The sequence below is a fragment of the Streptomyces vastus genome (assembly GCF_039532825.1).
Classification (GTDB): Bacteria; Actinomycetota; Actinomycetes; order Streptomycetales; family Streptomycetaceae; genus Streptomyces; species Streptomyces vastus.
The window spans coordinates 99,064-123,334 of sequence record NZ_BAAASJ010000076.1; the positions used below are offsets into that span (position 1 = coordinate 99,064).

Annotated in this window: 21 protein-coding genes and 1 pseudogene; 17 read left to right on the forward strand and 5 right to left on the reverse strand. The window is 69.7% G+C overall.

What is annotated here, in order from left to right:
• Positions 1 to 87: 87 nt before the first annotated feature.
• A complete protein-coding gene (locus ABD357_RS27790; protein ID WP_344393749.1) occupies positions 88 to 1,788 on the reverse strand; it encodes a PucR family transcriptional regulator in 1,701 nt (566 codons plus the stop codon).
• Between the two features lie 287 nt (positions 1,789 to 2,075).
• Here ABD357_RS27790 and ABD357_RS27795 point away from each other — a divergent pair, with 287 nt between their 5' ends.
• The 5 genes from ABD357_RS27795 to ABD357_RS27815 are packed head-to-tail and all read left to right on the forward strand — an operon-like array spanning position 2,076 to position 7,750.
• On the forward strand, positions 2,076 to 2,963 hold the full coding sequence (locus ABD357_RS27795; RefSeq protein WP_344393750.1) for an FAD binding domain-containing protein: 888 nt from the start codon (positions 2,076 to 2,078) through the stop codon (positions 2,961 to 2,963).
• Positions 2,963 to 3,553, forward strand: a complete 591-nt coding sequence (locus ABD357_RS27800; protein ID WP_344393751.1) for a (2Fe-2S)-binding protein — start codon at positions 2,963 to 2,965, stop codon at positions 3,551 to 3,553. Before ABD357_RS27795 ends, ABD357_RS27800 begins: the two co-directional genes overlap by 1 nt.
• 2 nt (positions 3,554 to 3,555) lie before the next feature.
• Entirely contained in the window at positions 3,556 to 5,949 is a 2,394-nt protein-coding gene (locus ABD357_RS27805; RefSeq protein ID WP_344393752.1) for a xanthine dehydrogenase family protein molybdopterin-binding subunit, read from the forward strand.
• A 53-nt stretch (positions 5,950 to 6,002) separates the two neighbouring features.
• A complete protein-coding gene (locus ABD357_RS27810; protein ID WP_344393889.1) occupies positions 6,003 to 7,214 on the forward strand; it encodes an XdhC family protein in 1,212 nt (403 codons plus the stop codon).
• A gap of 44 nt (positions 7,215 to 7,258) precedes the next feature.
• Positions 7,259 to 7,750, forward strand: a complete 492-nt coding sequence (locus ABD357_RS27815) for a GNAT family N-acetyltransferase (protein ID WP_344393753.1) — start codon at positions 7,259 to 7,261, stop codon at positions 7,748 to 7,750.
• A 106-nt stretch (positions 7,751 to 7,856) separates the two neighbouring features.
• Here ABD357_RS27815 and ABD357_RS27820 read toward each other — a convergent pair whose 3' ends face one another.
• Both ABD357_RS27820 and ABD357_RS27825 read right to left on the reverse strand, forming a co-directional pair.
• Entirely contained in the window at positions 7,857 to 8,705 is an 849-nt protein-coding gene (locus tag ABD357_RS27820; protein ID WP_344393754.1) for a helix-turn-helix domain-containing protein, read from the reverse strand.
• A gap of 27 nt (positions 8,706 to 8,732) precedes the next feature.
• Positions 8,733 to 9,487, reverse strand: a pseudogene (locus ABD357_RS27825) (DUF6879 family protein).
• Between the two features lie 170 nt (positions 9,488 to 9,657).
• Between ABD357_RS27825 and ABD357_RS27830 the strand changes: the two are divergent.
• The 5 genes from ABD357_RS27830 to ABD357_RS27850 all read left to right on the forward strand — a co-directional run bounded on the left by ABD357_RS27830 (position 9,658) and on the right by ABD357_RS27850 (position 13,541).
• Positions 9,658 to 9,864, forward strand: a complete 207-nt coding sequence (locus ABD357_RS27830) for a hypothetical protein (RefSeq protein WP_344393755.1) — start codon at positions 9,658 to 9,660, stop codon at positions 9,862 to 9,864.
• A complete protein-coding gene (locus ABD357_RS27835; RefSeq protein ID WP_344393756.1) occupies positions 9,861 to 10,082 on the forward strand; it encodes a hypothetical protein in 222 nt (73 codons plus the stop codon). The genes ABD357_RS27830 and ABD357_RS27835 overlap by 4 nt, the downstream gene beginning before the upstream one ends.
• A gap of 392 nt (positions 10,083 to 10,474) precedes the next feature.
• Positions 10,475 to 11,413 carry a MerR family transcriptional regulator gene (locus ABD357_RS27840; RefSeq protein WP_344393757.1) on the forward strand — a complete coding sequence of 313 codons (939 nt, stop codon included), beginning with the start codon at positions 10,475 to 10,477 and terminating at the stop codon, positions 11,411 to 11,413.
• A 74-nt stretch (positions 11,414 to 11,487) separates the two neighbouring features.
• Entirely contained in the window at positions 11,488 to 12,054 is a 567-nt protein-coding gene (locus ABD357_RS27845) for a GNAT family N-acetyltransferase (protein ID WP_344393758.1), read from the forward strand.
• Between the two features lie 413 nt (positions 12,055 to 12,467).
• Positions 12,468 to 13,541, forward strand: coding sequence for a glycoside hydrolase family 6 protein (locus tag ABD357_RS27850; protein ID WP_344393759.1), 1,074 nt, complete (start codon positions 12,468 to 12,470; stop codon positions 13,539 to 13,541).
• 295 nt (positions 13,542 to 13,836) lie between these two features.
• Here the strand turns inward: ABD357_RS27850 and ABD357_RS27855 are convergent, their stop codons facing one another.
• A complete protein-coding gene (locus ABD357_RS27855; RefSeq protein WP_344393760.1) occupies positions 13,837 to 15,198 on the reverse strand; it encodes a Gfo/Idh/MocA family protein in 1,362 nt (453 codons plus the stop codon).
• 177 nt (positions 15,199 to 15,375) lie between these two features.
• Between ABD357_RS27855 and ABD357_RS27860 the strand changes: the two genes are divergently transcribed.
• The 5 genes from ABD357_RS27860 to ABD357_RS27880 all read left to right on the forward strand — a co-directional run bounded on the left by ABD357_RS27860 (position 15,376) and on the right by ABD357_RS27880 (position 20,890).
• Positions 15,376 to 16,665 (forward strand): ABC transporter substrate-binding protein, encoded by a 1,290-nt coding sequence (locus ABD357_RS27860; RefSeq protein WP_344393761.1) that lies wholly within the window; start codon positions 15,376 to 15,378, stop codon positions 16,663 to 16,665.
• Positions 16,662 to 17,603, forward strand: coding sequence for a carbohydrate ABC transporter permease (locus tag ABD357_RS27865; protein WP_344393762.1), 942 nt, complete (start codon positions 16,662 to 16,664; stop codon positions 17,601 to 17,603). Before ABD357_RS27860 ends, ABD357_RS27865 begins: the two co-directional genes overlap by 4 nt.
• The gene (locus tag ABD357_RS27870) at positions 17,600 to 18,472 is read left to right on the forward strand and encodes a carbohydrate ABC transporter permease (RefSeq protein ID WP_344393763.1); all 873 of its coding nucleotides are present in this window, start codon (positions 17,600 to 17,602) and stop codon (positions 18,470 to 18,472) included. The genes ABD357_RS27865 and ABD357_RS27870 overlap by 4 nt, the downstream gene beginning before the upstream one ends.
• Positions 18,469 to 19,080 carry a hypothetical protein gene (locus ABD357_RS27875; RefSeq protein ID WP_344393764.1) on the forward strand — a complete coding sequence of 204 codons (612 nt, stop codon included), beginning with the start codon at positions 18,469 to 18,471 and terminating at the stop codon, positions 19,078 to 19,080. The genes ABD357_RS27870 and ABD357_RS27875 overlap by 4 nt, the downstream gene beginning before the upstream one ends.
• Before the next feature lie 553 nt (positions 19,081 to 19,633).
• Positions 19,634 to 20,890 carry a hypothetical protein gene (locus ABD357_RS27880; protein ID WP_344393765.1) on the forward strand — a complete coding sequence of 419 codons (1,257 nt, stop codon included), beginning with the start codon at positions 19,634 to 19,636 and terminating at the stop codon, positions 20,888 to 20,890.
• On the opposite strand, the gene ABD357_RS27885 is transcribed toward ABD357_RS27880, so the two are convergent.
• The gene (locus ABD357_RS27885; RefSeq protein ID WP_344393766.1) at positions 20,847 to 21,971 is read right to left on the reverse strand and encodes a protein kinase family protein; all 1,125 of its coding nucleotides are present in this window, start codon (positions 21,969 to 21,971) and stop codon (positions 20,847 to 20,849) included. The genes ABD357_RS27880 and ABD357_RS27885 overlap by 44 nt on opposite strands.
• Positions 21,972 to 22,176: 205 nt before the next feature.
• Here ABD357_RS27885 and ABD357_RS27890 point away from each other — a divergent pair, with 205 nt between their 5' ends.
• Complete coding sequence (locus ABD357_RS27890; protein WP_344393767.1) at positions 22,177 to 23,688, forward strand: hypothetical protein; 1,512 nt, start codon at positions 22,177 to 22,179, stop codon at positions 23,686 to 23,688.
• 89 nt (positions 23,689 to 23,777) lie between these two features.
• Positions 23,778 to 24,188: an SseB family protein gene (locus tag ABD357_RS27895; RefSeq protein WP_344393768.1), complete on the forward strand. Its 411-nt coding sequence runs from the start codon at positions 23,778 to 23,780 to the stop codon at positions 24,186 to 24,188.
• Positions 24,189 to 24,271: the final 83 nt, after the last annotated feature.

The window sequence follows — 24,271 nt, forward strand, 5'->3', positions numbered from 1 at the left end:
ATTTCACAAAGCTATGGGACAACGAACGGCACTTCATGCCACCTTCCACCACTCTCGGCTTCTCGCGAGCGCCGCGCCCTCGTGATCTCAACTCATCCGCAACGCCAGAAAGAAGTCCAGCTTGTCCTCGAGCCGTGACAGGTCGCGGCTCGTCAACTGCTCGATACGGCCCACCCGGTAACGCAACGTGTTGACGTGCAGATGCAGGCGGCCCGCGCACCGTGTCCAGGAGCCGTCGCAGTCGAGAAACGCCTCGAGCGTGGGGATCAGCTCGGCGCGATGACGGCGGTCGTAGTCCCGTAGCGGATCGAGGAGCCGAGCCGTAAAGGCACGGCGCACGTCGTCCGGCACGAACGGCAGGAGCAGCACATGCGAGGCCAGCTCCTGATGCCCCGCCGCGCACACCCGGCCGGGACGGGCGGCGGCGACCCGGCGGGCATGCCGGGCCTCCTCCAGCGCGCCCCGCAGTCCCTCCGCCGAGTGCACGGCCGCGCTGACGCCGAGCGTGAGCCGGCCGTCGTCGTTGAGGCCCGCCGACAGCGGGCCGCGGACGGCCTCCAGCAGCGCGTCGGCGAGCAGCCCGGACCCCGGCCCGTCGTGCTCGGAGGACACCGCCGGCAGAGGTACGAGCGCGATCGCCTCCTCGCCCGTATGGGCCACCGCGATCCGGTCGGACGGCTCCGGCCCGGACGACACCGGATCGACGAGGATCTCCTCCAGCAGTGACTGGGCCACAGGCCCGCCCTCGATCTCCCCGCCGTCCCACTCGACACGGGCCACCACGACCTGCCAGTGCGGGGCCGCGCCGAGCCCCGGCAGCAGCACGGGCGCGGCAACCCGCAGCCGCGCCGCGATCTCGGCGGGCGCCGCCCCGCTCTGCACCAACTCCAGCACTTCCTGGGCGAGTCTGCGCCGTACCGTACGCGCCGCGTCCCGTCGGTCCCGCTCCACCGCGATCAGCTGCGTCACCCCGTGAAGCAGGTCGAGCCGCTCCTCCGGCCAGTCCCCGGCGTCCGCCTCCACCGCGAGCAGCCAGTCCGACAGCACCGTCTCCCGTACGTCACGCGAAGCCGCCGCCCCTCTGCCTCCCCCGGCTACCGCTGGGCGGTGCCCCCCGCTGAGGATCGGGAACAGGGAGTACGTCGCGCCGCCCACCCACACGCGATACGGCCCGCGCCGTCCCGTGCGCACCGCCGCCAGGTGCTCGGCGGCCAGTTCGGCGCGCACCTCGGCGGGCGGCCGGGGCCCCGAGAGGTTCGAGCCCGCGATCGCGCGCCCGGCCGGGGACAGCACCCAGGCCCGTAGATCCAGATCCGAGCCGAGCAGATCCAGGACCACGTCCGGGCCGCCGCCCGCCGGGCCCGAGGTCATCATCCGCCGGTGCCGGTCCACCACGGCCGCCAGATCCCCGGCCCGCTCGCCCGAGACCTGCCGTACGACATGCTCGGTGATCGTCGCGAAGGCCACCGATTCGTCGACGGCGAACAGCGGCAGCCGGTGCCGGGCGCAGGCCAGCACCAGATCGTCGGGGATGTCGCCCAGCTCGGCCTCACCGGCGGCCAGGGCCGAGACCCCGGCGGCCACGAGGATCCGTACGAAAGGCTCGGAGTCCACCGCACCGCGCCGCCACGCGAGACCCGTGAGGACCAGTTCACCGCCGGAGAGATAGCGGCTGGGGTCCCGTAGATCCGTGGTCATCACCCCGCGCACGGTGCGGTCCAGCTCTGCCTCGCCGCCGAGCAGCCTGAGGCCCAGCGCGTCGGTGTCCAGCAGTGCGCGCAGCCGCATTCTCGTCGCCGCCGTTCCTTGTCTGGAAATCTCTGGTTCCCGGGGGACCGTGTCCGGTGTTTCCCGAGGAAAACGATGACGTTGCAGGCGTCCCCCGTTCAGACGAATCTACAAGACGATCGCTCTGGCCAGCCGACTCCTTCATGGTTTCCGTGACTGACCCAGGTGAGGGACCCCGAGGTGTACTTGCCTCAATCCCTGTGAACAGCTCCTGATCGAGCCGATCCCGCGGCCGTCCCCGGTCTGGCTCAAACGGAACGCCCCACGATACGAAGAGAGAGCCCCTCATGGACTTCCTTCGCCCCGGCAGCTGGGAGGAGGCGCTCGCCGCGAAGGCCGAGCACCCCACCGCTGTGCCGATTGCGGGCGGCACCGATGTGATGGTCGAGATCAACTTCGATCACCGCCGGCCCGAGTACCTCCTGGACCTGAACCGCATCGGCGAGCTGAGCGACTGGGAGGTCGGCGAGGACAGCGTGCGACTCGGTGCCTCGGTCCCGTACACGAGCATCATGGAGAACCTGCGGGCCGAACTCCCGGGTCTCGCCCTCGCCTCCCACACGGTGGCCTCCCCACAGATCCGCAACCGCGGAGGCGTTGGCGGCAACCTCGGCACCGCCTCCCCGGCCGGCGACGCCCACCCCGCGCTCCTCGCGGCGTGCGCCGAGGTCGAGGCCGAGTCCGTACGAGGCTCCCGCCGCATCCCGATCGACGACTTCTACACCGGCGTGAAGCGCAACGCTCTCGCCGCCGACGAACTGATCAGGGCCGTCCACATCAAGAAGGCCGACGGCCCGCAGCAGTTCTCCAAGGTCGGCACGCGGAACGCGATGGTGATCGCGGTCTGCGCCTTCGGGCTCGCGCTGCACCCGTCGTCGCGCACGGTCCGCACCGGCATCGGCTCGGCCGCGCCCACGCCCGTGCGAGCCGAGGCCGCCGAGGAGTTCCTGAACGCCGCGCTCGACGAGGGCGGCTTCTGGGACAACGGCAAGATCATCACCCCGTCGGTCGCCAAGCAGTTCGCGGACCTGTGCGCCGCCGCCTGCAACCCGATCGACGACGTCCGGGGCACCGCGAACTACCGCCGCCACGCGGTGGGCATCATGGCCCGCCGGACGCTGACCTGGACCTGGGAGTCGTACCGCGGCACCGCCGCAACGGAGGGAGTCGCGTAATGCGCGTCAATTTCACGGTCAACGGCCGCCCCCAGGAAGCCGACGACGTCTGGGAGGGCGAGTCCCTGCTGTACGTGCTGAGGGAGCGCCTGGGGCTGCCGGGTTCCAAGAACGCCTGCGAGCAGGGCGAGTGCGGCTCGTGCACGGTCCGGCTCGACGGCGTACCGGTGTGTTCGTGTCTGGTCGCGGCGGGCCAGGTGGAAGGCCGCGAGGTCGTCACGGTGGAGGGGCTGGCGGAGTACGCACGGCAGCGCACCTGTGGGTCCGGAGAGTGTGACCCTTCTGCGAAAGGTGTCACATCTTTGGATCATGCCCAGCGGTGGTCGGCGCACCGTACCGACTCCCAGACCGGGGAGGGCGCTGAACTCTCCCCGGTCCAGCAGGCGTTCATCGACGCGGGCGCCGTGCAGTGCGGCTTCTGCACCCCCGGCCTGCTGGTCGCGGCCGACGAGATGCTGGAGCGCAACCCGACGCCGACCGACGAGGACATCCGCGAGGCGCTGTCCGGCAACCTCTGCCGCTGTACCGGCTACGAGACGATCATGAACGCGGTCCGCCTGGCGGCCGCCCGGCAGGGAGAGGCGGTCTGAGCATGGCAGGCAACAACGCTCCGCTCGGCACTCCCACCAAGGTCACCCAGGGCTCGCGGACCAAGGGCGGCATCGGCGAGTCCACGCTCCGCCCGGACGGCACACTCAAGGTCACCGGAGAGTTCGCGTACTCCTCCGACATGTGGCACGAGGACATGCTGTGGGGCCAGATCCTGCGCTCTCCGGTGGCCCACGCGGAGATCGTGTCGATCGACACCTCCGAAGCCCTCGCGCAGGCCGGCGTGTACGCCGTCATGACGTACGACGACCTGCCGACCGACGTGCGGCACTACGGACTGGAGTTCCCGGACACCCCCGTACTGGCCCAGGGCCGCGTACGCCACCATGGCGAGCCCGTCGCGATCGTCGCCGCCGACCACCCGGAGACCGCACGCCGCGCCGCCGCCAAGATCAGGGTGGATTACCGCGAACTCCCGGTTGTCACCGACGAGTTGACCGCGACCGCCCCCGACGCGCCGCTGATCCACGAGAACCGCACGGATCACCACGCCGCCCACGTCACTCACCCCAACATCCTGCACCGCCAGCCGATCATCCGCGGAGACGTGACGGAGGCCCGCCGCAGCGCCGACTTCATCGTCACGGGCGAGTACACCTTCGGCATGCAGGACCAGGCGTTCCTCGGCCCGGAGTCCGGTCTGGCGGTCCCCGCGGAGGACGGCGGCGTCGACCTCTACATCGCCACCCAGTGGCTGCACTCCGACCTCCGCCAGATCGCCCCGGTCCTCGGCCTGCCCGAGGAGAAGGTGCGGATGACGCTGTCCGGCGTCGGCGGCGCCTTCGGCGGGCGCGAGGATCTGTCGATGCAGATCCACGCCTGTCTGCTGGCGCTGCGCACGGGCAAGCCGGTGAAGATCGTCTACAACCGGTTCGAGTCCTTCTTCGGCCACGTCCACCGCCACCCCGCGAAGCTCTTCTACGAGCACGGGGCAACGAAGGACGGCAAGCTGACGCATCTCAAAGCCCGCATCGTCCTGGACGGCGGCGCGTACGCCTCGGCCTCACCGGCCGTCGTCGGCAACGCGGCCTCGCTCGGCGCGGGCCCGTACGCCATCGACAACGTCGACATCGAAGCCCTCGCCCTTTACACCAACAACCCGCCCTGCGGCGCCATGCGCGGCTTCGGCGCGGTGCAGGCCTGCTTCGCGTACGAGGCGCAGATGGACAAGCTCGCCGACAAGGCGGGCATGGACCGGGTCGAGTTCCGGCGGCTCAACGCCATGGAGCAGGGCACGATCATGCCCACCGGCCAGCCCGTCGACTCGCCCGCCCCGGTCGCCGAACTCCTGCGCCGCGTCAAGGCGATGCCCCTGCCACCGGAGCGCCAGTGGGAGAGCTCCGAGGGCGCCGACGTACGCCAGCTGCCGGGCGGTCTGTCCAACACCACGCACGGCGAAGGCGTCGTACGGGGTGTCGGGTATGCGGTCGGCATCAAGAACGTCGGCTTCTCCGAGGGCTTCGACGACTACTCAACTGCCCGCGTCCGCATGGAGGTTGTCGGCGGAGAGCCCGTCGTCACCGTCCACACGGCGATGGCGGAGGTCGGCCAGGGCGGCGTCACCGTCCACGCGCAGATCGCCCGCACCGAGCTCGGCGTCACGCAGGTGACGATCCAGCCGGCCGACACGCAGGTGGGTTCCGCGGGCTCGACTTCGGCGTCGCGTCAGACGTACGTCACGGGCGGCGCCGTCAAGAACGCCTGCGAACTGGTCCGCGAGCGGGTCCTGGAGATCGGGCGCCGCAAGTTCGCTACGTACCACCCCGCTTGGGCCACCGCCGAACTGCTGCTGGAGGGCGGCAAGGTCGTCACCGACGCCGGTGAGGTGCTGGCCGACCTGGCGGACGTACTCGAGGACGAGGCGGTCGAGGTCGAGGAGGAGTGGCGGCACCGGCCGACCCAGCCGTTCGACCGGCATACCGGTCAGGGCTTCGGACACGTCCAGTACAGCTTTGCCGCACACCGGGCCGTGGTCGAGGTCGACACCGAACTGGGCCTGGTGAAGGTCATCGAACTGGCCTGCGCCCAGGACGTCGGCAAGGCCCTCAACCCCCTCTCCGTCGTCGGCCAGATCCAGGGCGGCACGACCCAGGGCCTGGGCATGGCCGTCATGGAGGAGATCCTCGTCGACCCGAAGACGGCGAAGGTCAGGAATCCTTCCTTCACGGACTATCTGATCCCCACGATCCTGGACACGCCGACCATGCCTGTTGACGTGCTCGAACTCGCCGACGCGCATGCGCCTTACGGGCTGCGGGGTGTCGGCGAGGCCCCGACACTTTCGTCAACTCCGGCCATTCTGGCGGCGATTCGGAACGCGACGGGGTTGGAGCTGAACAGGACGCCGGTACGGCCGGAGCACCTCACCGGCATGTAGCCCTCCGGAGTGCCGGAGTGGAGGACCTGCCCCGTACCCGTAAGGAGACCGAGATGCTGGACATCGCCGAAGAGTTGCACCGGTGGGTCGAGCAGGGCCGCGACTTCGCCGTGGCCACCGTGGTGGCCGTCGGCGGCAGCGCGCCGCGCGGGCCCGGCGCGGCCCTCGCGGTGGACTCCGAGGGTGCGGCGATCGGCTCGGTCTCCGGGGGCTGTGTGGAGGGTGCGGTGTACGAACTGTGCCAACAGGCGTTGGCGGACGGGGAGTCGGTCCCGGTTCTGGAGCGCTTCGGGTACAGCGACGAGGACGCTTTCGCGGTGGGCCTGACGTGCGGCGGCGTCATCGACATCCTGGTGACGCCGGTACGCGCCTCGGCCTCCGACCGGGAGGTGTTCGCGTCGGCGCTGTCCGCCGCCGCGCGCGGGGAGACGGCGGCGGTCGCGCGCATCGTCTCCGGGCCGGGGGAGTTGCTGGGCCGCGCCCTGCTCGTGCGTCCGAGCGAAGCGAGATGGGGGTCCCCCCGGATGGAGTCTGGGGGAGGCTCATACGGCTCGTACGAGGGCGGATTCGGCGCCCATCCCGAGCTGGACCGCACGGTGGTGGCCGAGGCGGGTGCCTTCCTGGACGCGGGCCGCACCGGCACCCTGGAGATCGGAGAGCAGGGCTCTCGCTGCGGAGCGCCGCTCACGGTCTTGGTTGAGTCGTCGGTGCCGCCGCCGCGGATGCTCGTCTTCGGCGCGATCGACTTCGCGTCGGCGCTGGTCCGCATCGGCAAGTTCCTCGGCTACCACGTGACGGTGTGCGACGCCCGCCCCGTCTTCGCGACGGCGGCCCGCTTCCCGGAGGCGGACGAGGTCGTGGTCGAGTGGCCGCACCGGTACCTGGAGCGGACGTCGGTGGACGCCCGTACGGTGCTGTGCGTCCTGACGCACGACGCCAAGTTCGACGTACCCCTGCTGCGGTTGGCGCTGCGGCTGCCGGTGGCGTACGTCGGCGCGATGGGTTCCCGCCGCACGCACCTGAACCGGAACGAGAGGCTGCGCGAAGTCGGTGTGACCGAGCTGGAGTTGGCGCGGCTGCACTCGCCGATCGGCCTCGACCTCGGGGCCCGTACGCCGGAGGAGACGGCGCTGTCGATCGCGTCGGAGATCGTCGCCAACCGGCGTGGAGGCAGCGGGGTTTCACTGACCGGGGCGCATACGCCGATCCATCATGACGCGACGTCGGCGACGGCCCCGGCGGGGCGGATCGGGTCGGTGGCCTGACGCCTGACGCCCGGACGCGATCATCGTTGCATATGCTGCCGGGCATGTTGAGGCTCGAGAGGCTCCGGGACGACCACGCGCCTGCCCTGCTGGCTTTCGAGCAGGAGAACCGGGAGTACTTCGCGCGGTCCGTGCCGGATCGGGGTGACGCGTTCTTCGCCGAGTTCGCCTCCCGCCACCTCGCCCGCCTCGCCGAGCAGGGCGCCGGTGAATGCCACTTCCATGTCGTCCTCGACGAGCAGGGGGACCTGATCGGCCGCGTCAACCTCGTCGACGTCGACGAGGACGGCGCCGAACTCGGCTACAGGATCGCCGAGCGCGCCACGGGCCGGGGCGTCGCGACCGCCGCGGTCGCGGAGGCGTGCCGCCTCGCCGCCACGACCTACCGGCTCTCCGCACTCAGGGCGCGCACCACCCTCGACAACCCGGCGTCCATGACCGTACTCGCACGGAACGGGTTCACCCCGGTGGGGGACATCACGCTCAGTGGGCGCCCTGGCGTCCGGTACCGGCGTCGGCTTGCCGCCATTGGCTGATCGCCCGCATCGGGGTCGGGGTCGGGATACGTCAAGTGTGAGCCTGCCAGTGCGGCTCCGGCCTGAAGGCTTTCTCGCTTCACCCGGGCTGACGCGTCAGCGGGTGTCAGACGTTGAGGGTCCGGCGCGCGGCACTGATGGTCCGGTGCGCGTCGGCCCCGTACACGGCGGATTCCTTCAGCGTGTTCCACGTACGGAGGTACGTGCTCACGCTGGCCTCGTCCTCGATCCACAGCTCGGAGTGCCAGGTCTCGACGATCACGCGGCTGTCGTCGTACATCCAGAACGCCGTGGCGGGCGGAATCTTGAGCGAGGCGCTGAACGGGATGATCCCCAGCTCGACCGTGTCCAGGCCGACCACCCCGGACAGTCGGTCGAGCTGTGCGGCCAGGACGGACGGCGGGCAGATAAGCGCCCGGAGCGCGGCCTCCCACATGATGATGTGGAAACGCTTCGCGGGGTCGTACAGCGCGTCCTGCCGCTTGATGCGGGAGCGCACGGCTTCCTCTGTGTCTCGGGGCGACTGCTGGAGTTCGGCGTACCGGGTGAAGATGTGCCGGGCGTAGTCCGGCGTCTGGAGGATGCCCATGATCATGGAGGACTCCCAGCCCCGGAACACGGAAGCGTCGGAGTGCGCGGCCAGGTGGGTGTCCTGGACGGGCTTGTGCCCCGAGGCGAGCTGCCGCCGCCACGACCGGATGTGCGACTCGAACCCCCTGAGCCTGGCGATCAGTTCGTCATACGCGTCCGGCTGCCCGGTCCCCTCCGCCCACGCCCGCAGGTCCTCGGGCGTGGCGGTCTGCTTGCCGTTCTCCAGCTTGCTGATCTTCGGCTGCGGCCAGCCGAGCCGCCGGGCCAGCCCGGAACCGGTGAGTCGTCCATCAGGGGCAGACAGCCGCAGCTCGCGCAGCCGTACCCCGAGCGCTTCGCGCGCCTGCTGGTAGTCGGTCGTCACCGGTTCCGCTCACCTGCTTGCTTCTGCTTACTTCGCGGCCAGACCCGCCGCGAACTCCTTGTACGGAACGGCGTAGTGCCAGGCGCCGTCGCGCGCCTGGGCGTACCGGTTGACCTCGACCGGCTCCGTGATCAGCTCCACGTTGACGAGGTTGTCGGCCTCATCGAAGTTGAGCCGGGCCACCAAGCGCGAGTCGAAGATCCAGAAGTCCTCGTCGGGGAGTTGGAGTCGTTCGGCGTCGGCGCGCGCCACAGGCTTCGGATCTCCTCGCCGACGGCGCTGTTCCGCCGGGCGTTGTCGAGCAGGTAGAGCTGCCCGGGGGTGGGCGGGTTGTCGACGATGCGCACACGCTCGAACCGCTTGCCCAGCGCGGTCTGTTCGCGGCGCTCCGCGCACCATTCGGCGTCGACTCCCTCCCAGTTCACGGGCTCGCCCCGGGTGAACTGCGCGTAGGTGTCGGTCACCTCGTCGGACGAGTACCGGCGGCGCGTCTCCAACCGCCAGGCCGTGTGCTCGAACTGGGTGAACAGCCGGTCGAACTCATCCAGGCCGATGATGGTCGGCACGCGGGTTACCTCCTTGGGGCCGAAGTCGACGAGCAGTTCGCGAGGTACCACGATGGGTACCTCGCCTTCCCCGAGGTGCCGCAGGCGGGCGATGTCGTCAGGGTCGGTGAGCGCCGGTCCATGGATGATCACTTCGCCGGTGTCGAGGTCTTCGTGCACGGCGGGGCAACCGTTCACGCCACTTCCCGTGCCGTTGAAGCGCAATCGTCGGGCCATGATCAGGTCCTTCATCGGGGACTGATCCATTCATGATCACCGTGCTCGAGACCGGGCGGTACGGGTACGCCGTGCCCTCGTGGATATAAACGGCTATAGGTAACTCGGTATTGCGAATAATTGAGTATAGATGCTAGCCCTCTCAACAGGGCCTCACCGAAGCTGAATTCATGGCAACAGCACGGCAAGAGCCGAACACCACTGATGTCACAGCGACGGTCGAAACTCTGCGGAAAGCACTGACGGCGGCGGGGATCGTGCTGCCGTCGCTGGGGGCGGACGTGGCGTCGCCCTCACTGAACCTGATCACCCTCGGCCGGGTGCGCGCGGATGTCGCGCTGCGGCTGGCCGACGTGATCCAGCGGGGGTGCGCATGAACGGATACACGCCGGAGATCGGTGATTTCGTATGGGACGAGGCGACTGGCAAGGTCGGCCGGGTCATGGACCGCGTCGGCCCGTACTGGCAGCTCAAGCCGCCTGGTGGCGGGCGGGAATGGGATGCGTGTGGCCCGCTGAGGCCCGCCACGGCGGCCGAGAGGCTGTCGGCAGGGGTGGCCCTGGCCAACGCACGGAGCCGGGGAGAGCTGCCGTGAGCGGAGTGGAGTGGTAACGGCGCGACGGCGGCGGTGGCGCGGGCCACCTACAGGCCGTGGTCAGCGACGGCGAATACGTCCGGCACCAAACGGCGTACCGCGCGTACGTCGAGCATGCCTCGACGTGCCCCGACTGCGTGGAGGGCGTCTGTCCCACGGCGCGGAATCTGTGGCGCGTAGTGAAGGGACGCGCGGAGCCCGACGCGTAGGGCGCCGGACAGCGGACGGAGCGGGCGGATCGGGTCGGTGGCCTGAACTCGCGTTGTCTCGCGGGGATCTCACCGAACAGCGCCCGCCGGTAGTCGACCACGAATTTGTGGAAGAGGAGTGGTCGGCTGCTGGCAGGCATAGGGGCTTGAGTCTCCAGTAGGGGGAGACGCCAAGGTGGGGGCATGGACAGCGACACGCTCTACTCGATCGGCGAGCTCGCTCGGCGGACCGGTCTCACGATCAAGACGATTCGGTTCTACTCCGATCGCGGAATCGTGGCGCCGACGGACCGCAGCCCGGCCGGCTACCGCCTCTACAACATCGACGCCGTCGCACGCCTGGACCTCGTGAGGACCCTGCGCGAGCTGGGACTAGACCTTCCCACGATCCGCAAGATCGTGGACCGGGAACTCTCGCTTCCCGAGGTCGCGAGGGCACACGCCGAAGCACTGGCAGTGCAGATCCGCATCCTGCGCCTGCGGCACGCGGTGCTGACGGCGGTGGCCGAGCGCGGGTCCACCCCTGAGGAGACAGAACTCATGCACCGGCTGGCCCAGCTCTCCGAGGACGAACGCCGACGCGTGATCGGGGATTTCCTCGACGCCGTCTTCGGCGGTCTTGACGCCGCCCCCGCATTCGCGGGAGTCATGCGCTCGATGACCCCCGAGCTGCCCGACAACCCCGAAGCGGAACAAGTCCAGGCATGGGTGGAGTTGGCCGAACTTTCCCTGGACCCGGATTTCCGCGCCGGCGTGCGGCGGATGGTCGAGGACCAGGCAGCCGAGCAGGCCCAAAGCGACATCATGGGCCCGCGCCGCGACATTGCCGCAGTCGTCCGTGACCAGGTCGGCCCGGCCCTGACGGCCGGCATTGACCCGGCCTCACCCGAGGCGGATCCGATCGTCGCGACGTTCACGGCGCACTGCGCGCACCTCCTGGGCCGCCCCGACGATGTCGAACTCCGCCGTCGGCTGGCGACTCGGCTGGAGAGCGTGAACGACCCCCGCAGGGAGCGGTACCTTCAGCTGCTCGCAGTGGTCAACGGCTGGCCGGCCCCGGAGAGTCTGGCGCCGGTGCTCGACTGGTCCGTCCAGGCTCTGCGCGTCCGGACACAGCGATGACGGGGCGGTCGCAAGGCGGCATGGGCCGGACGCGGCTGGCGTCGGGTGAAAACGCCGCCGCATATGATCGGTTGATGAGTACCCCCGTCGTCCTTCAGGTGACCGCGACGCCTGCCTCTCCCGCTCTTGTTCTTCGCCCCTGGCGTATGGAGGACGTTGCCGCATTGGTCGAGGTGAGCCGGGATCCCGCATTGCGCCAGTGGGCGAGCTCTGTCGTGGACGACGATGCTGACGGGGCACGGTGGGTGCAGGCCCAGCAGCGGGGCTGGGCAGCGGGGGACCGGTTCGGCTTCGCCGTCCTTGAGGCACAACCCGGTTCAGTTCGCGAACAGCTGGTGGGCAACGTGGTCCTCAAGGAAGTCACCTCCGGCAAACCGGCGGCCGAGGTGGGCTACTGGACCGCGGCGCACGCTCGCGGGAGGGGAGTGGCTCCCCGCGCTCTGGCGGCGCTCACCGGCTGGGCCTTCGACACCTTCGAAGCCGACGGGCTGGAGCGTCTCGAACTGCTGCACCAGGTGGACAACCTGGCATCGTGCCGGGTTGCGCAGAAGAGCCGCTACGACTTCGACAGCGTCCTGCCCGCGGCGCCGCCCTCCTTCCCCCGCGATGGCCACCTGCACATACGGTGCGCAAATGCCTGAGATTCCCCGGGCTTCTGCGGATCAGCCGAGGCTGCTACGCCGTGAGGGTCTCGGGGCGTTCGACGAGGTGGCCGCGTTCGAAGCAGGCTCCGGCGCGCACGAGGGCAACGAGGTGGGGTGGCCGCCTGGCACCTCGGTGTGCACGGCAATCCAGTGGGTGAGCCGCAACGCTTCTTCTGCGACCTCTCGGGCAGCACAGACTTGAGACGGTTCCTGAGCCGCCCGGTGCAGCCACCTTGACGGGTCGCCCCGTGCGCGACGAGGCTCGTGGGAGCGCTCCCGTAAGTCCACAAGTCCCCGGTGACCGTTGCGAACCAAGGAGTGACCCATGAGACGTATCTCAACAGGCTTGGCCGCCTTACTGGTTGGCCTGGCCTCTCTGCTGAGTGCGCCGACGGCAGGCGCTGGCTAGGGTGGGCCAACTCCGGTACGCGGCAGGCATCCTGACCATGGCGCGCACGCCGCAGGCGGTCTGGTACGGCGATCAGACGCCGCCCCAGGTCGAGCGGCAGATCCGCGAGGTGGCGCGCGACGCGGACCGGCACAACGCGCTGCCCGTCTTCGCGCTCTACAACGTGCCCGGCCGCGACTGCTCCAACTACTCCGGCGGCGGCGCCTCCAACACGGCCGAGTACAAGGCGTGGATCGACGCGATCGCGCGCGGCATCGGCGGCCGCGACGCGCTCGTCGTCCTCGAACCCGACTCGCTCGCCCTCGTCCCCGCCGACTGCGGCCAGGACGACGCCCAGGGCACGCTGACCGCCGCCCGCTACACCGAGGTCAACTACGCGGTGGACAAGCTGGAACCGCTGCGCGGCACGCGGGTGTACCTGGACACCGGCCACCCTGGCTGGCACACCGTCAACTCGATCGTCCCCCGCCTCCTCAAGGGCGGCACCGCCACGGGCTTCTACACCAACACCTCCAACTACCAGACCGACGACGCCAACTCCTGGTACGGCAAGCTGATTTCGTCCTGCCTCGCGTACGTGGACGGAGGCGGCGACCCGGCCGCCTGCCCCAACCAGAACTGGCCACGTGCCGACGCCCGGGCCTGGCTGGAGGAGAACGTACGCGTACCACCCTCCCGTATGAAGCACTTCGTCACCGACTCCAGCCGCAACGGCCGGGGCCCGTGGACCCCGCCCCCGGGCAAGTACACGGACCCCCAGGACTGGTGCAACCCACCCGACCGCGGCCTCGGAACCCGCCCCACCCTCCGCACGGGCGACCCGCTCCACGACGCCCGCCTGTGGATCAAGATCCCCGGCGAATCGTTGCGGGGCGAGGCCCTGGCCACGGTCGTCGGCCTTGTCGGCGCGTTCGAGGGCTTCGGTGGGACCGAGTCGTTCGTCCGAAACATCGGCGATCACACAGTCGTCGACATCCCGCTGCACTACGAGGCCGCTGACATGAAGGCCCGCATTGCGTTCGACGCAGACGAGAAGGTTGCCGGAATCTTCTTCCTTACACCCGAGACTCCGTGAGTGGCTGTTTCTGCTTCCTGAAGCGGCACCACCAGCCACCTGCCCCGCAGAAAGCGTGAACAGGCAGGGAGAGTTTGTCCTTCAGGTGCTCAAACGAGTGCTGCGTGAACATGAGGGGATGAAGTGCTCCCGCTGTGGACTCAACACCCCCGTGCCGACCGCCACGCCCAGGGCTCAGACCACGTCGTCGCCACCAGCCCGCCGTACGCCACGGCCATGGACGCGATCGGACCCCCAATGTGAGCGGCGACCAGCCACCCTCACCCCGCACGCACCCACCCGCGACCCCACCCCCTCAAACGTCCAGCAGATCCCGAGCCCGAACCACCGCCCCCGTCTCGAACGACCGATTCGCCGCCAGCCCCGTCACCAGCGACCGCGCCCCGTCCACCGCGTCCGCCGCGCGGCCCAGGTCATCCGGGTCGCCCGTCCGCGAGCCGAACAGGTCCGCCAGCATGCGGACGTCACCGCCCCCGTGCCCGCCCTCGCCGGTCGCGACCTTCACTTCACGCGGCGGCTCCCAGAAGCGCCGCAGCAGCAGCTCCGTACGGCCCGCCTCCTCGCCGACCGCCGAGCCGTGCATGACGGGGTCCGAGCCCTCCGACCCGACAGCGTCCGGACGGATCCACGTCGTCTCCTCCACCAGCAGCTCCAGCCGTCCCGCACTCCCGTTGAACGAAACCCGGTAGCCCTCCCAAGGCGCGTACGCCGTCAGGTGGTACGTCAGGGTCGCGCCCGAGGCGTATCGCACGAGTACCGCCATGTCGTCCTCGATGGTCACGCCGGGCCCGAAGACGTTCTGGTCGCGGTGGTAGCCGTCCTCCCCCTCGGCGTCGAGATACAGCGAGCGAAGCACGGGTGAGTCCGCGAGGCGTACGGCGAAGGGGTCACCGTCGGCGGCGGGGTCGCCATGAGCCCGCGTATACGAACGCGCAAGTCCTCGCCGCCGCCCCGCACTCTCCCCGTAGAAGAAGAGGCCGCCCTGCGCGAAGACCGTCTCGGGCGACGTCCCCAACCACCAGTTCACCAGGTCGAAATGGTGCGTCGCCTTATGGACCATCAGGCCACCGGAGTTGGCCTTGTCCCGATGCCACCGCCGGAAGTAGTCCGCGCCGTGCCGCAGATCGAGCAGCCACTCGAAGTGCACCGAGCCGACCTCGCCGATCTCGCCGGACGCAAGGCACTGCCGTACGGCCGAATGCACCGGGTTGTAGCGGTAGTTGAAGGCGACCCGCACCTCGCGGCCCGTATGCCGCTGGGCATCCAGGATGCGCCGGGCCCGCGAGGCATCCGTCGTCATCGGCTTCTCGGTGACCACGTCGCAGCCGGCTTCCAGTGCCCGCACGATGTACTGATCGTGCGTGCGATCCACGCTGCACACCACGACCAGGTCGACGCGCTCGTCACGCAGCATGAGCTCGAAGTCCTCGGCCGCGTACGCCGGTACGGGCTCCCGGCCGGGATGGTCGGCGGCCAGCCACTCGTTGTGGACGGCCATGCGGTGCGCGTTGACATCGCAGAAGCCCACCAGGTCGATCCGGTCCGCGTAGGGACCGGCCAGCGCCTCGGTGAAGAGCCGGGCCCGCGCGCCCAGCCCCACCACCGCACAGCGGCGGCGGCGACGTACGGTCTCAAGGCGTACGTTCTCAAGGGGCATGAAGGTCTCCGTTCGCTGGGTGTCGATGACGCCGGTGAAGGTCCGTGGCTCTGCCGCCGGTGAAGATCCGTGGCAGTTCCAGGAAAGTGCTGCCCGGGGGCTTGTACGGACATCCGGACGATCCCTAGGGTCGTTCTCCTCGCAAGCGCTTTCTGCCCGAGAGAGGTGACCCCACACATGCCCGGAAACAGGACAACGAGGTCCTGCGTGACGGCGACGGCCGCGGTGCTGGCACTCTGTGCGGCGCTCGCCGGCTGTTCGGGATCCGGCGACTCGGTCGGCGGCGGCAAGGTCGTGCTCCGCTACACCTGGTGGGGCAACCCGGACCGGGCGGCCCGTACCGAGGAGGCCGTCGCGCTGTTCGAGGAACGGAACCCCGGCGTCGACATCCAGACGTCGTTCTCGGGATACGACGCGTACAAGCAGAAGCTGGCCACGCAGGCGGCCGGCGGCGACGCCCCCGACGTGATGCAGCTCGACTACCGCATGATCGACCAGTACGCGTCCGGTGGCGTCCTGTTGGACCTCGCGAAGCAGAAGTCCGCGCTCAGCACCGCGGACATCGACAAGGGCCTGCTGGCCACGGGCGTCGTGGACGGCAAGCAGTACGCGATTCCCCAGGCGCGCGGCACCGAGACGACCGCGTACGACGCGAAGCAGTGGAAGGCCTCGGGCGTCGAACTGCCGCGTGAGGGCTGGACGTGGAGCGACTGGGCCGACGCGATGCGCGCCCTCGCGAAGGAGACCGGCAAGCCCGGCGGTACCGACCCCGGCCAGAGCGAGGACTGCTTCGAGGTGTGGCTGCGCGGCCAGGGCAAGGACCTCTACACCAAGGACCGTCAACTCGGCTTCACCGCAGACGACTTGGCCGAGTGGTGGACCTTCACCGACAAGTTGCGCCGTGAGGGTGCGGTCTCGCCGGCCGGGGAGACCACCCAGCTCGACGGTACGGTCGAGAACACCCCGCTGGGCCGCGGCAAGGCCATCTCCGACATGAACTGGGACGCCCCCGCCAGCGGCTTCCTCGCCCTCGTCCCCGGCGGAGTCACCCTTGCGCCCATGCCGTCGGGCGAGGACGGCACGCCCGGCCAGTACTTCAAGCCGTCGATGTTCATGGGCGTCGCCGAAGACTCCGAACACCCCAAGGAGTCCGCCGAGTTCATCGACTTCATGCTGAACGACATGGACGCGGCGAAGATCCTCGGCGCGACCCGCGGCATCCCCATCAACGCGAAGATCCGCGAGGCGATCGGCCCCGAACTGAAGGACTTCGACAAGACGATCGACGACTACCAGGCCTCGCTGGACGGCGACCTCAACGCCCCGCCCCAGGCGCCCCCTTCGGGCGACAGCGCCCTGCAGACCACCTTCATGCGCGACTACGACCAGGTGTCGTACGAGCGGATGTCGCCCCGCGAGGCGGCCGAGAACTACATCACCGAGGCGAAGGCGGAGCTGCGGTCATGACCACCACCACCGAGACGCCGACGACCGTACGAACCCGGCAGACCGCCGCCGGAAAGAAGCCGCCGCGGCGCCAACGCGAAGGCGCCGCCTGGGTGTTCCTCTCCCCGTGGGTCCTCGGCGCGGCCGTGCTGACGCTGCTCCCGATGGCCGTCTCGCTCTATCTCTCCTTCACCGACTACGACTTGTTCAACCCGCCGCAGTGGGTGGGCCTGCGCAACTACACGCAGATGTTCACCGAGGACCCGCGCTACTGGCGCTCGGTCGTCGCGACCCTCACATACGTCGTGATCGCCGTGCCGCTCCAACTTGGCCTGGCCCTCGTCGTCGCACTCGCCCTGAAGTCCATGCGACGCGGCCGCGCCTTCTATCGCTCGGCCTTCTACGCTCCCTCCCTGCTCGGCGCCTCCATGTCCATCGCCCTCGTATGGCGGGCCATCTTCAACGACGGCGGCACGGTCGACAACCTGCTCGGCACCGGCGGCTGGGTCAACCAGCCGGGCTGGGCGCTGTTCGCCGTCGCGCTGCTGACGGTGTGGCAGTTCGGCGCGCCGATGGTCATCTTCCTGGCCGGACTCCAGCAGATCCCGGGGGAGTTGTACGAGGCGGCCGCCGTGGACGGGGCGAGCCGGTGGCGGCAGTTCCTGTCCATCACCGTGCCCATGCTGTCCCCGGTGATCTTCTTCAACCTCGTACTCCAGACCATCCAGGCCTTCCAGGTCTTCACACCCGCCTTCGCGATCAGCGCGGGCAAGGGCGGCCCGGCCGACTCGACGCTCTTCTACACCCTCTACCTCTACGACCGCGGCTTCGTCGCCTCCCACATGGGCTACGCCTCCGCGATGGCCTGGGTCCTGCTCCTCGTGATCGGCGCCGTCACCGCCGTACTGTTCCGGACCTCGCGCTCCTGGGTCTTCTACGCTTCCGAGGGGGACCGATGACCACCTCAACCGCCGCAACTCCCGCCGTCCGCAAGCCCATTGCCTGGCGGCGCGTCGCCCTGCACACCGGCTGCCTGGCCGCGCTGCTGGTGATGCTGTATCCGCTGGCGTGGCTGCTCGCGACCTCCGTCAAGCCCGCCGACGAGGTGATCGCCAGCCTCAACCTGCTGCCCAGCAGCCTGGAATGGTCCAACTACTCGACTGCCCTGGAGGGCGTCAACGAGGTCTCCGTGTGGCGGCTGCTCGGAAACTCCCTGTTCATCGCGGGCGGCGCCGTCATCGGCAACGTACTGAGCTGTTCCCTCGCCGCGTACGCCTTCGCGCGGCTGCGCTTCCGCTTCCGCGGGCCGCTGTTCGCGTTCATGATCGCGACGATCATGCTGCCGCACCACGCCGTGCTGATCCCGCAGTACATCATCTTCAACCAGCTCGGCATGGTGAACACCTACTGGCCGCTGATCCTGCCCAAGTTCCTCGCCACGGAGGCGTTCTTCGTCTTCCTCATCGTGCAGTTCATGCGGGGGCTGCCTCGTGAACTGGAGGAGGCGGCGCGGATCGACGGCGCGGGGCCCTTCCGCAGCTTCTTCAGCGTCATCCTGCCGCTGACCCGGCCCGCGCTGATCACCACCGCGATCTTCACCTTCATCTGGACCTGGAATGACTTCTTCACGCAGCTGATCTATCTCTTCTCGCCGGAGAAGTTCACGCTCACGCTCGCACTCAGGCAGTTCGTGGACGCCTCCAGCCAGTCGGCCTTCGGCCCGATGTTCGCGATGTCGGTGATCGCGCTGCTGCCGATCGTGCTGTTCTTCCTCGCCTTCCAGCGCTTCCTGGTCGAGGGCATGGCGAACTCCGGGATCAAGGGATGAGCGCCGGGCAGGCCCGCGAGCCGGGCGAGATCTTCGGACCGCGGATGACTCTGTTCGCGGACGTGCTGAGTGTGGGCGTGTGTACGGCGCTGGTGTCGCTGCCGGTCGTCACGCTGCCGGCGGCGCTGTCCACGGCATGCGCGGTGCTGCACGGCGCGCGCGAGGACCAACCCGCCACAGCAGGACGGTACTTGGCGGTGCTGCGGCAACGGCTGCGGGCCGGGGACCTCGCGGCCGGCGCGCTGTCCGCGGCCGGCGTGCTGCTGGTGCTGGCCGACCTGGCGCTGGCCCGGGCTGGCCTGCCCGGCGCGCCGCTCTTCGCCGCCGTCGCCGCGCTCATCGGTACGTACGCCACTGTCGTCGGCCTGCGCGCCTGCGCCCGCCCCGAGTCCCTCACCGACTGGCGCGCGGCGGTGCGCGAGGCGGCCCGGGACTCCGTACGGGACGTGGGTGGCAGCGGTCTCGTACTCCTGGCCGTGGCGGCGGCAGCGCTCTGCGCGTGGATGCTGCTGCCGCTGGCGTTCCTGGCACCGGGACCGCTGGCGCTGGCGCTGACGGCGGTCGACGTACGGCTGTCTTCCGGGGTCTCCCGAACGGAGTCTGCATGATGGGCCGTAGAACCTTCCTCGCCTCCACCACGGGCGCCGCCACTGCCGCGAGTGCGGCCATGGGGCAGGGAACTGCCTTTGCAAATACGGGAGTTGAGGGGGATGAGGACGTGGACTTCCTGGCCTTTCTCACCACGGCCGCGGACACCCGCGCCAGGTCGGTTCTCGACGGGTACGCCACCCACCTCACCGAGCTGCGCGACAGAGGCAAGGCCCGCGCCTCCGCTCGCGCGCTCCGCACTCTCACCTCGGTCTACGTGCACGCACCTTCGGCGTACCACCACGACGAGGCGTTGCTCGGCCCGCTGGAAACGCTCGCGGACGCACTGGCAGAGGAGCAGTTCGACGACGGGCTCTGGGACCAGGGTGCGGCCCACTCGCCGCCGGACACCGCGTTCTCGATCGTCGACCTGAATCTGGCGTACAGCCTGCTCGACGAGGACGGTCACCGGCCGACCGTGAAGCTGCGGGCGACCGTCGAGCGGATTCTGCGCGCGGCGGGCCCGGGGCTCGCCACCGGCGGGCTGCACACGGCGAACCACCGCTGGCTGGTGTGCGCGGCGCTCGCCGCATCCACCGCCGTTGGCCCGACCCGGCATACCCGCGCCGCATCGACGCCTGGCTCGCCGAAGGCATCGACCAGCTGGCGGGCGGCGAGTACAGCGAGCGCAGTCCCACCTACTCGGCTGTGGTGACCAATCCGGCTCTCCTGACCCTCGCCCACCACCATGGGCGGCGGGACCTCTACGCGGTGGTACGCAAGAACCTCGCCGCCACCTTGTACGTCATCGAGCCGAACGGCGAGGTGGAGTCGGTCCATTCGCGTCGCCAGGACCAGACGGTCCTGCGGTACCTTCCCGAGTTCTGGCTCCAGTACCGGGAGCTGGCGATCCGGGACGGCGACGGGCGGTTCGCGGCGGTGGCCGCGCTGCTGGAGGAGCGGGGAGCCGGCCAGACCTTCGGCGAGACCCCGCCGGGAGACCGTCTCGCCGAGGTCCTCGACCGGCCCGAGCTGGCCCGCAAGCTGCCCCAAGTCGTCGAGTCGCCCACGGACTTCGAGCACCACGACGAGAGCTGCGTCCTGGTGCGCGTACGGCGGGGCGACGCCACCGCGAGCATCTTCGGCGGCACCGACTTCCCCGATGTGCACGCCATTTCGTCGGGCCTGTCCACCAACCCCACGTTCTTCAAGATGCGCAAGGGCAGCGCCATCCTCGACTCCCTCCGCCTGGCCCCGCAGTTCTTCTCGCTCGGCCACTTCCGGGCGGAGAACCTGGAGCGCACGGACGGCGGTTGGCGCCTCACCGCCGAGGTCCGCGGCGCCTACCACCAGCCACTGCCCCCACAGCACCGTCGCCGCGACGGCCTCTACCCGCTCACCAATGACGGCCGCTTCTGGTCGGCCATGGACTTCCCGCACCGGCCGAAGGAGTACCGCACGCTCCGTACCGAAGTGGTGGTGAAGGAGGCGGCGGACGGGTCCTGGACGCTGGACGTCGAACTGGCCGGTTCCGAGGTGCCGTTCGCCCTGGAACTCTGCTTCCGCCGCGGCGGCACCCTGACCGGCGACGGCCTGGAATCCGTCACCGACTCCCCGGACACGTACCAACTCATCCGCGGAGAAGCCACGTACACCGTCGGTGACGACCACATCACCTTCGGCCCCGGCAACGGCAAGGGCGGCAAACAGCCGCCGGTGGTGGACGCGGGGGAGCGCTACTCCTGGATGAGCGGTTCGCTCACACCGGACGGGGTGCGGGTGCTGATCACCGGGAGGTCTCCGCTGACGTACCGGCTGAATCTGCGCTGAAGGCCAAGCCGTACTTCTCGCTGACCCGGTGGATCTCCTCCGCCGGGTACGGGGTCTCCCTGCTCTCCTCATGGAACGTGCGGTTGAAGCCCGAGACCACCGCGGCCAGCGGTGCCCAGCGGGCGATGATCGCCGCCGCCGCGCCGGGGATTCCCGTGAGGCGTTCGCCCCGGGCGGATGCGCGCACCGCCGCTTCGCGCTCCTCCCGCTCGTAGTCGTACAGATCCTTGAGTAGCCAGTTCACCAGCCAGGTCATCGTGTGGGCGCGGTCGTAGACGCGATGCCGGTCGTAGAAATCGGCGTGGCTCTGCGACAGTTCGAAGCGGGAGGAGAGCGCGAGGCCGAAGTCCGTGAAGTACAGGCGCCGGCCGTCGGTGAGGATGTTCTGGAAGTGGGCGTCGAAGTGCAGGAGCCCGCGCGCGTTCATGAAGGAGACGCCCGCCTCCAGTTCCCGCTCCACCAGGGAGCAGGCCGCGTTCGCGTCGTCTGTCCGCATCCGTTCGGCCAGCCAGGTGTGCAGGTTCTGCGGGATGTACTCCAGGAACAGCGCCACGCTCGCCGATGACCGGCCGAGCGCCTCGATCCGGTGGCGTATCCCCGGCCCGCTTCCCCAGTAGGCGACGGCCCGGTCCACATCGGCCAGTTCCTCGGGCAGGGACTGCGACATGTCCGGCAGCACGCGCCAGTGGTACAGCAACGGGAAGCCCTGGTAAGCGTCCCCGAGCACCCAGTTGGTGGTCATGATGTGCGCGGCGAGCTCCCGCCAGACCCCGAAGCCCGGATGGCCGATGGCGCCGATGCCGTACTGACAGAAGGCGGGCAGGCCGAACAGGTTCGCCGTGGACCGGACGTTCTCCGGCAGTGCCTCCAGGTCGGTGAGCGGCACCCGCTTCACGAACACCGGGCGTTCGGCAACCTCCATCAGCACCGACTGCCCGCCGATGCCGGAGCCCAACGGCACGGCGGCATCCACCAGTTCACGCAGTCGGTGATCACTGCACAGGGCGAGTGTCGTGGAGACGGCGCTGTGGACGGCCAGCCGGGCACCGCGTGACCTGTCAGGGGACTCTGTCTCCGCCACTACCGCGCCCACTCGTCTCCCGGCATGGCCGCCACCTTACGTTCCCCCTTTCGGGCGGCCAGATGGCTCCCTCCCTCGTGCCGCGCTGCGCCCCTGCAAGGCGTGCGCTAATTTGTCCGCGTTTGATACTTTTTCCTATTTTCGGACCGGATTCAGGCCGGGTCTCTTCGGACCGGGTCTCTTCAAGCCGGGGTGAAGGGTGGACATGCCCAAGACCTTGCACGTCCCGCTCGTCGACGCCGAGCGGCGCCGCCCGTCAGCACGGGCCCGCACCGCTCGGCGCTTCGGCGGTCAGAGCGGGCTCGCCCTCGTGGCGGGCGCATTCACGCTCGCTCAACTGACGCTCGTACGCCCCGGAATGGGCCTCGGCTGGGACGAGGTGGTGTACGTCAGTCAGGTCAGCCCGCAGGCCCCGGCGGCGTTCTTCAGCGCGCCGCGTGCCCGCGGCGTCTCACTGCTGGCCGCGCCCATCGCCTCGTGGTCGACGTCCACTGAACTGCTGCGGGTCTATCTGGCGCTGCTGTCCGGATTCGGCCTGTTCCTCGCGCTGCGCGCCTGGCGGGGACTGGTCCCCACGCGGGTGCTCGCCCTGGCCGGCGCGCTGTTCGCGACGCTGTGGGTGACCCTGTTCTACGGCCCGCAGGTCATGCCCAACTACTGGGTCGCGATCGGTGCCCTGGCACTCGTCGGATACTTCCTGCGCGCCCAGGCGAACCGTTTCGACCGGGCGGCGCTGTGGGGCGTGGGTCTGAGCGCGGCGCTGATGGCGTGGATGCGGCCCACCGACGCGGTCTGGGTGACCCTGCCGCTGCTCGCCGTGCTGGTGTGCGTGCGCCGCTGGCGGCGATGGCCACTGCTGGCGTCGCTGGTCGTGGGGCTGGCGGCCGGGGCGGTCGAGTGGGTCGTCGAGGCGTACGTCGCCTATGGCGGCCTGAGGCAGCGGCTGGCCGACGCCTCCGGGGTCCAGGGCGGCCTCGGCTGGAACCTCGCCGTCGACGACCAGTTGCGTTCCCTGGTCGGCCGTGCGCTGTGCCGCCCGTGCACCGCGCCGTGGCCGCACCCGGCGGTGATGATCTGGTGGTTCGTCCTGCCCCTGCTGGCCGCCCTGGGCCTCGCGATCGCCGTCCGTTCGGGCCGCACGGCCGTCACGCTCCTGCCCCTGTCCTGCGCCGCGACGGCCGCCTTCCCCTACCTGTTCCTGATCGGATACGCGGCACCACGCTTCCTGCTGCCCGCCTACGCACTGCTGGCGCTCCCGGTCGCAGTCGCGCTCGTCCGCCTGGTCACCCCGCGGAACCGAAGGCGGCGGAAAGTGGCCGTGACCTTGGTGGCACTCGGTCTCGCCGGGCACCTCGCGGTCCAGTACGCGGTGCTGAACCACATCGTGGACCGCACCCACGCCGCCCGCCGCGACTGGGCCCACACGGCAGCTGAGCTGCACCGGCTCGGCCTACGCCCGCCGTGCCTGCTGACCGAGTACGAGGCCATCCCGATCGCCTTCTACACCGGCTGCTCCTCCGCCAACATCGACGGCAACAACGCCAACGCCACCCCTCAGAACATCGAACGAACCGCCCGGCGGCTGCCGGTCGCCGCGCTGGTCACGCCGGAGAGACGGCCGCCCGCGTACGCCCGCACATGGCCGCACCACCGGATCGGTGAGTTGCGGATCTATGTGGCACCCGCCTCCACCGCGGGGCGGGGCCCGGGCACATGACCGCGTCGGCGTGCGCATACCTGGTCTCACCTTGGGGTACGCGGAGAAACGCCCAGTCCGAAACGCAACGCACTGACAGGACGAAGGCCATGATCGCCATCCCCGAGGCAGTGCTCACGGCCGCGGCGCAGGATGCTCTGCGCGATCTCAAGCGCCACCGTTACGACCCGTCGGCCCTGGACACCTTGATCGCCTCCGATGTCCTCGTGCCCTTGCCGGCCGAGATCGCCGCCCGCGATGCCGAGGACACGGACATGATGACGCTGCCCGTACTCGAGTACCCGCCGGGCACTCAGGCCGTCGTGGTCTTCACCTGCGAGGAACGGCTCTCGGACGCCTTCCCCGAGATCCACTGCTACCGGCAGGTGCAGCTCGAGGTCCTGGCAGCCAACTGGCCCACCGAAGCCGACCTCACCCTGGCCATCGACCTGGGCCACCCTGACGCGGTCACCTTCACCTCCGCGGCCGTACGCAGCGTGCTCTCCCACTGTCAGCGGTGACCGGGCGGCGCCCCGGGCCCGTACGAGAGTGACCGACGGGCGATTGTCAGTGGCGGGTGTCACGCTGATGAGACACAGGACCT